The organism is Methylocella sp., assembly GCA_037200525.1.
GTDB lineage: Bacteria > Pseudomonadota > Alphaproteobacteria > Rhizobiales > Beijerinckiaceae > Methylocapsa.
On sequence record JBBCGG010000001.1, the window covers coordinates 2,999,830 to 3,012,635 of the forward strand.

At 59.5% G+C, this 12,806-nt stretch carries 13 protein-coding genes and 1 pseudogene; 6 read left to right on the top strand and 8 right to left on the bottom strand.

Annotated elements, in window-relative coordinates; all coding sequences use genetic code 11:
• The first annotated feature begins 33 nt into the window (after nt 1–33).
• From WDN46_14705 to WDN46_14715, 3 genes are all read left to right on the top strand, one after another.
• A complete protein-coding gene (locus WDN46_14705; GenBank protein ID MEJ0094626.1) occupies nt 34–3,093 on the top strand; it encodes a phage tail tip lysozyme in 3,060 nt (1,019 codons plus the stop codon).
• Nucleotides 3,094–3,188: 95 nt separating this feature from the next.
• Entirely contained in the window at nt 3,189–3,482 is a 294-nt protein-coding gene (locus WDN46_14710; GenBank protein MEJ0094627.1) for a hypothetical protein, read from the top strand.
• Complete coding sequence (locus WDN46_14715) at nt 3,479–3,931, top strand: hypothetical protein (protein ID MEJ0094628.1); 453 nt, start codon at nt 3,479–3,481, stop codon at nt 3,929–3,931. The genes WDN46_14710 and WDN46_14715 overlap by 4 nt, the downstream gene beginning before the upstream one ends.
• A 55-nt stretch (nt 3,932–3,986) precedes the next feature.
• Here WDN46_14715 and WDN46_14720 read toward each other — a convergent pair whose 3' ends face one another.
• The 3 genes from WDN46_14720 to WDN46_14730 all read right to left on the bottom strand — a co-directional run bounded on the left by WDN46_14720 (nt 3,987) and on the right by WDN46_14730 (nt 4,939).
• Nucleotides 3,987–4,241 (bottom strand): hypothetical protein, encoded by a 255-nt coding sequence (locus WDN46_14720; protein MEJ0094629.1) that lies wholly within the window; start codon nt 4,239–4,241, stop codon nt 3,987–3,989.
• A 192-nt stretch (nt 4,242–4,433) separates the two neighbouring features.
• Complete coding sequence (locus tag WDN46_14725; GenBank protein MEJ0094630.1) at nt 4,434–4,742, bottom strand: hypothetical protein; 309 nt, start codon at nt 4,740–4,742, stop codon at nt 4,434–4,436.
• A complete protein-coding gene (locus WDN46_14730) occupies nt 4,742–4,939 on the bottom strand; it encodes a hypothetical protein (protein ID MEJ0094631.1) in 198 nt (65 codons plus the stop codon). Before WDN46_14730 ends, WDN46_14725 begins: the two co-directional genes overlap by 1 nt.
• A 476-nt stretch (nt 4,940–5,415) precedes the next feature.
• On the opposite strand from WDN46_14730, the gene WDN46_14735 reads away from it, so the two are divergent.
• From WDN46_14735 to WDN46_14745, 3 genes are all read left to right on the top strand, one after another.
• Nucleotides 5,416–6,063: an alpha/beta hydrolase gene (locus WDN46_14735; protein MEJ0094632.1), complete on the top strand. Its 648-nt coding sequence runs from the start codon at nt 5,416–5,418 to the stop codon at nt 6,061–6,063.
• A gap of 494 nt (nt 6,064–6,557) precedes the next feature.
• Nucleotides 6,558–7,259 (top strand): glutathione S-transferase, encoded by a 702-nt coding sequence (locus WDN46_14740; GenBank protein MEJ0094633.1) that lies wholly within the window; start codon nt 6,558–6,560, stop codon nt 7,257–7,259.
• A gap of 275 nt (nt 7,260–7,534) precedes the next feature.
• Entirely contained in the window at nt 7,535–8,767 is a 1,233-nt protein-coding gene (locus tag WDN46_14745) for a cytochrome P450 (GenBank protein ID MEJ0094634.1), read from the top strand.
• An 854-nt stretch (nt 8,768–9,621) separates the two neighbouring features.
• Here the strand turns inward: WDN46_14745 and WDN46_14750 are convergent.
• The 5 genes and pseudogenes from WDN46_14750 to WDN46_14770 form a co-directional block, all read right to left on the bottom strand.
• Nucleotides 9,622–9,993: a hypothetical protein gene (locus tag WDN46_14750; protein MEJ0094635.1), complete on the bottom strand. Its 372-nt coding sequence runs from the start codon at nt 9,991–9,993 to the stop codon at nt 9,622–9,624.
• Nucleotides 9,994–10,101: 108 nt separating this feature from the next.
• Nucleotides 10,102–10,635: pseudogene (locus WDN46_14755) on the bottom strand (AAA family ATPase).
• Between the two features lie 104 nt (nt 10,636–10,739).
• On the bottom strand, nt 10,740–10,922 hold the full coding sequence (locus WDN46_14760; GenBank protein ID MEJ0094636.1) for a hypothetical protein: 183 nt from the start codon (nt 10,920–10,922) through the stop codon (nt 10,740–10,742).
• 447 nt (nt 10,923–11,369) lie between these two features.
• On the bottom strand, nt 11,370–11,897 hold the full coding sequence (locus WDN46_14765) for a site-specific integrase (protein MEJ0094637.1): 528 nt from the start codon (nt 11,895–11,897) through the stop codon (nt 11,370–11,372).
• Entirely contained in the window at nt 11,894–12,514 is a 621-nt protein-coding gene (locus WDN46_14770) for an Arm DNA-binding domain-containing protein (protein MEJ0094638.1), read from the bottom strand. Before WDN46_14770 ends, WDN46_14765 begins: the two co-directional genes overlap by 4 nt.
• Nucleotides 12,515–12,806: the final 292 nt, after the last annotated feature.

The following is a 12,806-nucleotide window of genomic DNA, read 5'->3' on the forward strand; positions in this document are numbered from 1 at the left end:
AACGACTCATGAAGCGACCGGAGCAAAAGCCCAATGGCTCTCGTAAACATTCCCCAGCAAGGCATGATCACTGCAGAAGATCCGACCTCGCGCGTGTCCGGCGGCGACGTGACCCGCTCTGCCGACTTCGTCGCGCAAGGCGCTGAGCAATTCGGGCAAGGCCTGGAAGATGACGCCGTTCCGCTGGCCCAGCAGGCAGGCGAGCAAGCAGTCGCGAAGGCCGCCAGATCAGTCAGTCGTGACGCAAACGGACAGATCCAAATCCAGACCCCGGAAACGAGTTTCATCCTCGGACGCGCCGGCGACGAATATGAGCACGTCGTCGTCGCTGGCGCGATTGCAAACGGGCAGAATCAGACCACCCAAGATATGAATGATCTGCGGGTCCAGCACGCCGGCGATCCGGTTGCCTTCAAGACCGCAGCGAATGGATATATCGATCATCTGCGCGCGCAATATGGCGACGATCAGATCGCCAATACCCTCGTTGCGAACGCCGAGCAGATGGCGACGCAGCACTATGACAGCCTGGTCAACACCAAGGCTGCATTGGACACGTCGGATGCGAAGTCGAGCATTCAGGCGCAAATCCAATCTCTGCAAAACGACCTCGGTCAGCTCGCGCGCCAGGGCGGGACCGATACCCCGGAATTTGTGCAGAAGTCGGGACAGCTTCACTCCTACTTCGATTCGCTTCAGGCGAACCCGCTGTTCCAAATGCCCAAGGCCGTCGTCGACGGGCTGCGCTCCGATTTAAATATCCAGCTGACCGGCGAGGCAATCGTCGGGCACATGGATTATGCTTATGATTCCCAGGGCCTGCTTGCAGCTCAAAAGCAGCTTCACGACTCTGTCGATCATATCCAGGGCGTCACTGATGCGCAGCGCAACCAGCTCGTGGCGCAGGGCGAGTCTCGGCTGCAGTTTCTCCAGGGCCAGGACGCGATCGGCGCGGAAGGCGTCAGGCGCAGCGTCACGGCGCTGACCAACGCAGTGCAGTCCGGAAATCACTTTGATCCTGCGGTTTACGACTCGGCGCTCGCTCAAGCGCAGCAATATCACGTCGCCGACGCCGTCGCTCAGATCCAATCGCTCAAGGCGATCGCCGGGATCCACGCCGCCACGAATAACCTCTCGCCATTGCAGAGCGCCGCGGCCCAAGGCGTCGGCGGCCCCATAGCGGGAGCGCTGGGAAACGAAGCCCAGGCGATGCAATATTTCCAGTCGAAGGGCTGGACGCCAGCGCAGGCGGCGGGGATCGTCGGCAACCTCGTACATGAAAGCGGCGGCCGGCTCGATCCGAACGCCGTCAATCCCGGCGATGGATCGGACGGATCGAACTCGATCGGAATCGGCCAATGGAATGCCGATCGCGCGCAGGCTCTCAAGGCGTTTGCGGCGGCGCAGGGCAAGCCGATGAACGATTACGCGACGCAGCTCGCCTTTGTTCAACATGAACTCGAAACGACGCACGCCGGCGCCGCCGCTGCATTGCGCGCGACAAACGACGTGGCGGGCGCAGCGGCCGCGGTTGCCCTAAAATATGAAATTCCGGCCGGCGCCGAAACGGGCGTCGCTGCGAATGTGAACGGCTGGCAGAACCGGCTCGATCAAGCCACGAGGCTTGCCGGCGGAAACGTCTCATCAGCGAGCGTCAACGGCACTCCTTTCACCCGTGAGCAGATGCAGGCCAACCCATTCCTGCTATCGACATGGGTTCAAAAGACGGCGGCCGACCAGGGCAATCAGACCACGATGGCGACCGCGCTGGGATCTTCCATCGAGCGTTCGCTTCAGAACGGGATCACGCCGTCACCCACGGTCGTCGCAAATTATGTTCAGCTCACAGAGGGAAAGGCGCAATTCTCCGAGCAGCGACAAAACATCATGTCGACCATCGAGGGGCAATCGCAGGCCAATGCCGCGCTCGCAATGGCCCCGTCCGCCGGTCAAAGCTACATGGATCAGGTCAAGGCGCAGGCGCAGGGAGGTTCCAACTATCAGGGACTTGTCGCGCAGCACGCGCAGGAGCTTTTCGTGCAGGGTCAAAGGGCCTTAAGAGATGATCCTGGCGGCACAGCGGTGGCGAAGGGCTGGGTCCGTCAGTCGCCCGCGCCGCTCGATTTCAGCCAGCCGGATTCGATCGCTTCGGGTATCGCCGCACGGTCGCAAGTCGTCTCGGCGATCGCGGCGCGCCAGCCTGGCGCGTCGCTCTCGGCCGTCTTCCCGAATGAGATAGATCGGGTCAAGAACGTGGTCGAAAATGGTCCGCTTGATCAGCGCATGGGCCTCATGGGCACGATCTCCAACTTGCCGGAAGCCCAGCAAAAGGCAACGCTGGCGGCGATCGGCCAGACCGGAAAGGCTGGGCAGATCTTCACAGTCGCCGGATCGGTCAATCGCTACGCGCCGGCGGCGGCGGCGACGGATATCGTCCAAGGCGCTGCTCTGCTCCAAACCGAACCGCGCCTCGCGCCGAAAGCGGCCGACATTCAAACGAATACCATGCGGACGTTTCCAGCGAATGATTTCCCGTCGCCGGCGATCCGCGGCGCGGTGCAGAACGCGGCAGAGGCCTATTATGCCGCGCAATCAGCCAAGGCAGGCGACACGAGCCAGGTATTCAATTCAGACCGTTGGAAGTCCTCCGTCGACGCCGTGACGGGAGGGGTGGTCAGCTATCGCGGTTCGAACGTGATCGCGCCGACCTATGGCGCAAATGCTGGACAGCTCCAGGCAGCGATTATTGGCCTGACCGACGATGATTTCAAAGGAGTTCATACTGCAGATGGTTCGACCTTCCCAGCCAGGGCGCTGAAGCCTTCGATCAGCGGCAACAGCTCGAACTGGCGGCTGGAGTCGAGAGGTGAGGGAACCTATCGCGTCTTCTCTGGCGACGACAAGGCGCGACAATATCTTCAGAATGCGGACGGCGGCGCATTTGTACTAGATCTTCGATCAGCCATGAACCGTCCGAGCGTTGGGCAATATCTCGGTGACGATACTTCCAATGCTGTCGAGCAGCCTCCGATGAGTCTTGCGAGCAAGGCCGGCGGCGGGTTTGGCGCGCCCTCGAATAATAGGGGCCTTTAATGCCCGACCACCTGACCGATTACTGGAAATTGCCGGATCGCGAAGCCGAGATTCGGAAGATGGTCGCCGACGATCACATCAAGATCAATCGCTGAATGCTGCGGATGATCGACCTGATGATCAATGGATCGCCGTCTGATCCAAGTGGAACGGCTTACACCATCTATGATGCCGCGCGCTTTGTCGGATATACGCGTCACGCCGCTCGCGCGCTGAAAAAGAGCCCGGCATTCATCGTAGCATTCAACAACGCCGTTGACGATTGGCAGCGCAACCGCCCGCGGCCGACCTTCGATGATATCATTCCCCTCTCTTTGGACGGAGTCGCCCCACGCCCAAAACCGATTACGCCCGGATTTGTGATCAGGACAAGGAGACCCGATCAATGAACGATCTCACGCCAGATGTGGACGATGGAGCGGATATTGTCGATTCGTACAGGGGCATCGTTTGCACGATTAGAGATCGTCGCAAAGAGCTTGGCTTGGTCACTTTGGAAATTGAGGAAATCGCAGGTTTGCAGCCGGGGTACCTGTCGAAGATCGAGGCCGGTATGAAAGGCTTGGGTCCTCTTTCTCTTGATTCACTGCTACCGGCGCTTGGCCTAAAATTTCAGGTCGTGAAATGCCCGCCATACCCTGCAACGCTGCGCGCCATCACCGATACTGCGCCCTGCGACGTCACCCGCCGCCGTAAGGTATGGGAGACCCTTCGGATGACTCCCGAGGAGCGCAAAGCAAAGAGGGCGGTAGAGGTTGCTGCCAGGTCTGAAGCCAAGGCAAAGAAGCTGGATGATGAGATCGAGGCTCGCCGCATGCGAATGGGACCGCGAGAGTGAGAAGCTTTTGATATGTATCGCCGCAGGTTGGCCAGGCGGAATGCGGCGGACAAGATCAAGCGCGCTGAGATAGCCGCGCCGATGGAGGCCTCTCACGCCAGTTAATTTGCGGGCCATCCGTCGAGACGAGGCTCTGCCATTCGCTTGGCAGCAGCGCCGGATGTTCGGGCGATTGCTCTGGTCCGCGTCCTGCCACCGCTAGGGCGACAGCCACGCCGATGGCGGCGCCGGACCGAGGGTCAACGCGCTTGCCGGCATAGGGACCCGCCTGGATGATGTAGGGACCGCCAGGCTCTTTCTGAATCGCCATTGCCAGGCGTTCGCCATGAGGGGCGTAGAGGCATATTTGGAGCAGACCAAGCCAGGGTGACCGCGACCAGCGATTTGGTTCGATGCGCTTGGCTTCGCGATAGTCGCTCTGGTGCATCCATGCGACCAGGCAGACGCCCCGCTGCATCCTTGTAAAAACATTCGATCTTAGCATCCGGCGGGAGCTGGTCAGTCATGGTTCAATCCGCCTGCCGGTCAACCGGCGCCGGAACATTCGGTCGCGCGGCGGACGCGGCTCGTATGGATTGGGCGGCGGTTGATTTGTAGCCGCCACGCCCTTGAAGCTGAGATCCGTGTCGAAAATCGGCCGCTTAATTTTGGCGGTCGGTTCGCCCGGTTTCCACGCCAGCGCGCCGCTTTCGGCCTCGTCGGCGACGACGTCGTCATCATCGGGCAAAGGCCGGCATTCGTCATCCAGTCCCCGCACGGCGAGATAGGTTTTCCGCGAAACGATCCGCTGGCACCGCCGAGGCTCCGTCATCACTTAATTCCCAACCGAGCCTTGATCTCGCGCGACTGGCCTCTCAGCCACGTGAGGCGAACCGCCGACGACTGTGTGTCCCAGAGGGGTGGCTTGGGGATCTTCTTCAATTCCGCATCAACGCGCGCCTGGGGATCGAACTGGTCGCCGTCCGTTCGGGCATGCTGCGCGGTTCGGCGGTTGACCAGCTCACTCATTCGAGCGGCGTCGGACATCGGTTGCTCTGTCACGGTCGTCTCCTTTTCGCAGCCGGGTCCACGCGAACATAGCCTTTCGAAGTCATCAGCCTGTGCGTCTCTTCAGCTTGCCAATTCGCGATGTCGTCGGTCATCAGAATCCGCCGTCATAACGTAGCGACCAGCTATCGCTAGCATATTTAAGCCGCGAAGTCAAAGCAGCCATCATCGAATGCGGCAGCAAGGGAGGTAGCGGGATAAAGGCGTGTCCGACATATTTGTTTCGCGCTGAAATTATGCCCCAAACCCATTGGTAAGTACGTTTTTCGTACTTGTCTGCACGATGGACCCGGATCTAACTGCGCGGGCTGTTCAATCCCAATCAAGTTGACGTTGCTCAGCTGCTTTAACCGACAATTTCCGATAGAGGTTTTTATGAGTAACGCTGCACACCGCACTTTCGTCCTTGTCCACAGCGGTTTTCTGGGCGGCTTTGCCTGGCGAGACGTGCTCGTTCGCCTGCGGGCGCTCGGCCACACGGCGACCGCGCCGACCCTGACAGGCCTTGGCGAGCGGGGCATACCGGCAATGACACCGCTGATCTGGAGACCCATATCCAGGACGTTGTCGCGCACATCGAAATGGAGGGTTTGCGAGACATCACTTTGGTTGGCTGGAGCTACGGCGGCATGGTGGTCACCGGGGTTCTCGCGCGCATCCCCGAGCGCATCAAAGAGCTGATCTATCTCGACGCCTTCATGCCAGAGGACGGACGAGCGCTCGTCGATTATCTCACGCCAGATCAAAGGGCGTTCTTTGACACCTATAAGGACAAGAACCTGCCGTTGCCGCCATTTCCATTGTCAGTGTTCGGCGTGAACGATCCGGCGATTGAAGCGTACCTTGAACCGAGGTTCACCGCGCAACCCTGGCGCACCGTTTATCAACCGGTGACGGCCCTAAAGGTCCGCCCGGATATTCCAGTCTCTTACGTGGTCTGCACAGGGTATGGCGAGTCGCCCATGACCACCCGCCTTGCAGAGATGGAATCCGACCCAGCTATGCGAGTCATTACGATCGATACGAGCCATTATCCGATGCTGACGGCTTTCGAAGAGACGATGGCGGCTTTGGTCAATGAGTAAGCGATCGCAGCGGGATGTCGACAGCTGCGACTGTAGGCTGACCTCTCCGGGCAACTTGTCGCCGATATCCCCAACTACCTGGACTTGCCGCGCCGGCTCGGCGCGCGCCACCTTCAGCAGAACGGATTGGTTGTCGTCGAGGCCGGCCTCGCGGGCAGCGTCTTTCGCTTGATCCGATAGAGCGGCGATCTTCGGAGCGCGGTCAGCCTCTCCTTTCGATATTCCGAGTTCGCGAATCGCCTAACTGACACCTTTGTCGTTCGGCTGTGCACCCCCCAAAGGGTCCCCAACTTGGAGAGCCTTGCTTGTGATGATCATCCACTCTGAAACATGCTCCGCGCGCTCTAGAGCAGTAAGATCCGACCGGTGCAGATTTTCAGCGATTTCCCAGAGGCGCGCTTCGTCGACGCGAGCAAAGGAGCCGGCGTTGCGTGGACAAAGACGCCTAGCGGCGTTATTGGCAGACATTGGCCACGTAATCTGGAAGTCTCAAGATGTCTGACTACGACCTCTACTATTGGTCCGTGCCCTTCCGCGGTCAGTTCGTGCGCGCCGTCCTCGCCTATGCAGGAAGGACGTGGACAGAGGGAGGGGACCCGGCGATCACCAAGTTGATGGACGAGCCGGCGAAGCACATGCCGGTCCCGTTCATGGGGCCGCCAATGCTGATCGACAAAAAGGCGGACTTCGCTATCGCTCAGATGCCAGCCATTATCCTTTATCTAGGCGAGACGCTCGACCTCATGCCCAAGACGGCCGCCCTGCGAGCCATGACCATGAAGGTTGTCAACGACGCCAACGACGTGATCGACGAGATCACGCTGGACGGCGGCCGGGAGATGTGGACGAAAAAAAGCTGGCAGGAGTTCGTCCCCCGCCTGAAGAAGTGGATGTCATTTTGGGAGGAGACCGGGCGTCGCCACGGCCTGACAGCAGACTCGGGCTTCCTGCTGGGCGGCAAGACTGCGGGCGTCGCCGACGTCGTGACAGCCACCTTGTGGTCGACCATGGCAGACCGCTTCCGCGAGATCGGTGCGATCCTTGAGGAAGCCGCGCCAATGACCGCCGCCTTAACGCGGCGGGTTGCTGCTTTGCCACCGCTGACCAAGTTGGCCGCCAAGGCTCAGCACGATTACGGCGAGGCCTATTGCGGCGGGCAGATCGAGGCGTCGCTGCGCAGAGTTTTGGACGCTTAGATTCTCATTTTCCTCTCCGCTTGACGAGGAAATCGCCGGGATCGGAAATCGCCCACGACCGTGATGGGCGCAATCCGTGATGCAGGTTCTTCGCGATCTCGGCGAGACGCTGTTTACAGGCGTAACATCTCTGTTTCCTTCTGAAATCGCCGCGACATAGAATCAGTCCAATATCTTGGGCCAATGCGCGCTTGTCTCCGGCAGTCAAATTCCGGGCTATTATCCGCGCCACTCCGTCAGCCCACCACCCAGAGAAATGGGCAAGAGGTCACGACATGCAAAACGGACAATCCGGCGCCGCCGTGGCGGAACCTTTAATCATTCCAACCGAAGAGCTCGAAAACGACCCGCACGCTATTTTCGGCCATTACCGACCGCTGGTCCCGATAATCAAAAGGAGCAACGACGGCGTCGACCTCGTCCTTCGCGCGAGCGACATCCGAGAGCTGATCACGGACCATCGTGTGCGGCAAGGAGAAACGGAGATTCCTGAGTTCTTGGGCATTATGGACGGCCCACTGTTCGACCTCTTCAAATACGGGATGCTCACGTCGAACGGTTCCGATCACCGTCGGCGTCGCTTGCCTTTTTCAGCAGCGTTTGCGGTTCGCCTCATCGCCGACTTACGACCACGCATTCGCAAGGTTGCCGAAGACTTGATCGACAGCTGGCAAGCGGCAGGAGAGGTGGATTTTCTGGATCGTTATGCAGCGCAACTACCGGCGCACATCATCAGCGAAATTCTTGGGTTGCCGCCAGCGGAAATCCCCCACTTTACAAGCCTGGTCTATAATGTGTCCCGTGTCTTTACCCTTTCGTTCACGGCTGAGGACGTGCCGGATATGCAGAACTCCGCAGCCCAGCTGTTCGATTATGCGGATCGCCTCATCGAGGCGCGGCGCGCAACCCCAAGAGATGATTTTCTGACTTCTTCCTTGGCGGCGGTCGATGAGAGCGGCGACCTTTCGCCCATCGAAATCCTAATTCAGATCGCGTCGCTCATTATCGGCGGCAGCGATACCACGCGCGGGGCCCTGGCTGTGGAAGTTGCATTGCTTCTCCAGCATCGGGAACAGTGGGAGGCGGTTTGTCGCGATCCCGCGCTTGTTCCAGGCGCTGTATTGGAAGCGTTGCGTTTCGAGCCGATCGTCGGCTCAGTTTCTCGCTTCATCCTCGAAGACATTCAGATCGGCGATTACGTTCTTGACCAAGGAAAACTTGTCACGTTTTCGACCATGTCGGCCATGCGGGACATTGAGCTCTACCGAGATCCCGACACATTCGATATACGCAGAACCGACCAACAGCGCTGGCCTCTGGTGTTTGGAGGTGGCGCTCATCGATGCATCGGAGAGGCTCTCGCCAAAGCCGAACTCGAGGAAGGGCTCATTGCGCTTACTGCGCGCCTCCCGCAACTTCGGTTGGCTGGAGAGCCGCCGCGGCTTCGCGGCCACTCCGGCATCCGTCGCATCGACGGCATGAAAGTCGAGTGGCCAACTGCGGGATAAGTCTGCTGAGCAGAGGGAACCGCGGCCGCGGCGACGGTTCGCGGCGATCTCCCAAAGGAGCCAGCCGAATATCAGAGCCGCGGAATGTTCGCGCCGAGATAAAAATTTGGGCCGGCGTGATATTGAGGAGTAAGGTGCGCGGCTGAGTGTCGAGCTTACTGTCGACGGCGCATTTTTGGGGGTGGGGTGCCTCCTGGGCGATCGCGCAGAAATCACGACCGCGGGGGAGCCATTCCAAAACGCGGTCGCCGGCGATGACCGTGATCCGCGCGGCGAGGAGATTCTACCGACCGAGCAGGAGCGCCATGCAATTGGGGCCAGAGATTGGGGCCGATGCCTCAAACCGCTTGATCCTAGAGGAGAGTGCGGCGGAAGGGATATCCGCTAATGCCTGATTGGGCGTGTGATGCGCCGCTGATCCTGGATGAGCACAAGCGTTGCAATAGCCTTTCTCGATGGCCTCTTACAATCCGGCCGCTGCTGAAATGCTGGGAGCTGTCCCGCGTGCGCGCAATCCATCACCTTTGGCCGTCAAGCCGATCTCGGGAGCGTTCATTTTGCCCTCCACGCGCGTGCACGTAGCCCCGCTGCCCAATATCAAGCGCTTACAATACGGTTCACCAATCGCGATCTTCGGCGTCCAGTTGCTAGGTCGTAAGGGGTCTTGCGATGCTGCGCTCTTCGAAGCCGCGCCAGATCTGGATAGACCGGTTTTTTAGCGCCCTTGCCGGGACCGGCGGGGCATCCAGGACATCCCAAAAGGAGATGTCCCGTCCGTCCCGCTGGATCCCAAGCCTGAAGGCACCGGGACTTGAGGGACATTGTCCCGGATGTCCCATTTGTCCCGCTTGAGCTTAACCATGTGGGAGCCATATAAGGCGCTGGCCTTGTATCTCGCGTGCGACCAGGATTTGGGCCTTTAGCGCGCTTTCGATCGAACGATTAAAGCTTTTGCGTCGGCGTTCTTTCACGGTGTTTTGGTCTTCGTCCGGACCGGCCTGCTCGGCAATGCGTTCGTAAAAGCGCAGTCTGATCGCCTCGTCAGCGACCGCGCGGACCACCGGACCATCGAAACCGAACGGCCGGATGTCCTGTCCCGCATCGTCGATCGCCTCACGCGTTGCAGTCATGAGCAGCCGTTGCGTTCGCGGAACTTCCCGTGGCTTAATCGTCGTCGTCGATGCATCAGCATTGTCGACCCGATCGACTACGCGTTGAAACTTCATCGCCGTCTACATCGTGGCCGATAACGATCCGCGACAGCGTCGCCTCGAGGATGATGTTCGAGTCTTCATCCTCGAGCCTTTGAAGCGTCAAAGACGCAGAAGGCGAGCCTATCTTTTCTCGCAAAGCATCCTGGCGTCGTTGGCGCCAAGCAGGCCAGAATGGCCCCTCGGGCGCTTATCGTCGCCTAAACCGACGTGATGAATGATCAACACAAGTGCGCGGAAGCGATTTGCAAGGGCGGTAGCGTTGGCGACGAGCTGCTGCATTCCGGTCCCATCCTCATCACCGCCGCCGAGCGATTGCGCCAGCGTGTCAAGAACAATTAGTCCGGGCGCGACGCCAGCGGCTTCAACCGAAGCAATGAGCTCGGCCAGGTCGTCTTTTTCGCCGCCCAGGTTCGGCGCTGCGGCAATCATGCTGAAGGGGACACGTCCTGATATCTGCCGTTCGTGGGATTTTTGGAAACCGATTGCGCGCTTTCGCAGGCCTGCTGAACCCTCAGCCGCGATGTAAACGGTCGGCGCTTGTTCGGTTCGACGCCCTGCCCAATCCCACCCGAGCGCGATATGCATCGCCAAGTCGAGAGCCACAAAGGATTTCAGAGATCCCGGTTGCCCGAAAAGCAAGCCCACGCCTTGCCTGGGAAAGACGCGCGGCGGCTAACATTGTGCGGTTTCTCCTGCACATCGTTGGACATGCAGAAGAAAATCAGAGAGTAAGCGCTGTCGCTATTTGTCGATGGTCGCTAATTGGCGCTATTTGTCGGAGTTTCTTTCTCGACAAATTCCGACTGAATTTCATCTCTGGCTTGTCGGCAGGTGTCACGAGAGGCACGATACTTTGCGCTCATCTCTTCCTCCTTCGCGCCAGCCAAATTGTAACCCTTTGCGATGTCGGCTTTCATCTCGGCCTTGATCCGGTCACGCAAGATCGGTTGCTGACCTCTCTTTCGAGGGTGAGCGCTATTCGTTTGAGGTGACAGACTTTCCCGGTCAATCGCGGTCTCTTCTGCTAGCCGCGGCGCGTCCTCGGCGGGCGCGAATAGCCGCATTACACCAATTAGCATCGACCTCGATATCTATAAATCGTGGATGCCGATTACCGGGCTCACGCAACGTGGGATGATTGAGAGCCAAGGCGCATTTGTCCCAATCATCGGGGATTATGGCATTCCCGAGCTCAGAGTCTAGGGAAAACCGCTCGCCGCAGCTGTTGACGAGGCCTTGGCGCAACTTCTCGACAAGATTGATTAGCGCCTTCCGCGGAGCGTCGTTTGGATGCCGGAGCGGTTCGCCGTCGAGGCGCGCGATTATTCGGGCTCCTTCGTAAAGGGAAACCCATTTTGCGGGAACCTCGTTTGAGACTGGATCGTCTATCATAGCGTGTCCTCGCGAATGTCCAGTGGACGAGTGGCCGGCATGGGCTCGCAAAACATGGCCCAGGCCTCCATCAACCCGCGACGCCTTTCCAGCGCATCGCCGCGCCGGTAGGCCTGTTCGGCCTTATCGCCGATCACATGGGCAAGCGCTGCCTCGGCGACCTCGTGTGGAAAGTGCGTCTCTTCGCCCGCCCCCCGGAAGCTGCTTCGAAAGCCATGCGTAGTCGCGTCCATTTTCATGCGTCGCAGAGCCATTTCCATACTCATGTTGGAGAGCGGGCGCCCGGCTCGCTGTCCTTGAAAGATGAAATCGCTCGTTTTGCCTTGGGCAAGTTCTTCAAGGATCTCGATCGCGCGGCCGTACAGCGGGACGCGGTGTTCGCGTCCGGCTTTCGTCCGCGCCGCCGGAACCGTCCAGACTTTGGCCCCAAGGTCGATTTCATCCCAACGCGCACCGAGCACTTCACCTGACCTCGCCGCGGTCAAGATGGCGAACTCAAGCGCCCTTGCTGCCATTGCCTTCATCTTGCGAAGCTCGCAAATGAACTCGGCACATCAGAGTACAGCAGGGCCGCGTGATGTCCGCGGGTGAGCTGCTGACGCTTCGCCAAGAGCTTGTCGAGGTGCCCTTTCCAGCGCGCGGGATTCTCTCCCGATCGATGACCCTCCGCCTTTGCCGCATCGAGAACCGATTCAATGCGTCCTCGAAGCCGCGAGGCAGTTTCGGGGCGTGTCTGCCACAACGGCCGCAAGACCGGCAGCACCGCAGCCGTGTCTATTTCGTCGACGGGCCGCGGGCGCAGGGGCGCGGCATATTTTTCCAGCGTCATTTTCCATTGGGCGCGATGCTTGTCGTTGCGCCACTCAGCTGACTTGGCTTCAACGAATTTATCAGCGCACTCGCCGAACGTCGGCTTCCCGGCCTCAGGCTTTCCGGCCTCGCGCCGCGCTTCAATCGGATCGACGCCCGCGGCGACGAGCTTGCGCGCTTCGTCGGCCTTGGCACGCGCGTCGGCGAGCGAGACGGCGGGGGAGCCGCCGAGGCCCATTTCACGCCGCTTGCCATTCGCGATGGCGAGAAAGATCCAACGCCGGCGACCGTCTTTATCGATGTCCAAATAGAGACCGCCGCCAATCGCCATGCTTTCCTGGCGTCATCAAACTCGCCACCGTCCGCGCTGAGAGCTTCCGAAGCTGTCTCGCCTTTCCGCCCAACTCCTTGGCCCCAACTCCGGCCCAATCGCGAAACTGAATTGTAGCAAACTAAGCTGGACGAAGGAAGACGGTTTATCTCGTAACCAGCTGATTCATAGAGGGCAAGGTATACGGCCATGAACTACATTGAACTATCATTCGACGGACGCTCCATCCGCCAGAATACCAAATAACTAAGTGATTTCATTATGAAATATTAAAAACGAATAACGTTGCCCA

Excerpts from the sequence above, each read along its gene's own strand:
- WDN46_14705 (MEJ0094626.1), top strand. The coding sequence starts at position 34 with ATGGCTCTCGTAAACATTCCCCAGCAAGGCATGATCACTGCAGAAGAT.
- WDN46_14770 (MEJ0094638.1), bottom strand. The coding sequence starts at position 12,514 with ATGGCGATTGGCGGCGGTCTCTATTTGGACATCGATAAAGACGGTCGC.
- WDN46_14720 (MEJ0094629.1), bottom strand. The coding sequence starts at position 4,241 with ATGGCGATTCAGAAAGAGCCTGGCGGTCCCTACATCATCCAGGCGGGT.
- WDN46_14745 (MEJ0094634.1), top strand. The coding sequence starts at position 7,535 with ATGCAAAACGGACAATCCGGCGCCGCCGTGGCGGAACCTTTAATCATT.
- WDN46_14765 (MEJ0094637.1), bottom strand. The coding sequence starts at position 11,897 with ATGAAGGCAATGGCAGCAAGGGCGCTTGAGTTCGCCATCTTGACCGCG.
- WDN46_14715 (MEJ0094628.1), top strand. The coding sequence starts at position 3,479 with ATGAACGATCTCACGCCAGATGTGGACGATGGAGCGGATATTGTCGAT.
- WDN46_14725 (MEJ0094630.1), bottom strand. The coding sequence starts at position 4,742 with ATGACGGAGCCTCGGCGGTGCCAGCGGATCGTTTCGCGGAAAACCTAT.
- WDN46_14710 (MEJ0094627.1), top strand. The coding sequence starts at position 3,189 with ATGCTGCGGATGATCGACCTGATGATCAATGGATCGCCGTCTGATCCA.
- WDN46_14750 (MEJ0094635.1), bottom strand. The coding sequence starts at position 9,993 with ATGAAGTTTCAACGCGTAGTCGATCGGGTCGACAATGCTGATGCATCG.
- WDN46_14730 (MEJ0094631.1), bottom strand. The coding sequence starts at position 4,939 with ATGAGTGAGCTGGTCAACCGCCGAACCGCGCAGCATGCCCGAACGGAC.
- WDN46_14740 (MEJ0094633.1), top strand. The coding sequence starts at position 6,558 with ATGTCTGACTACGACCTCTACTATTGGTCCGTGCCCTTCCGCGGTCAG.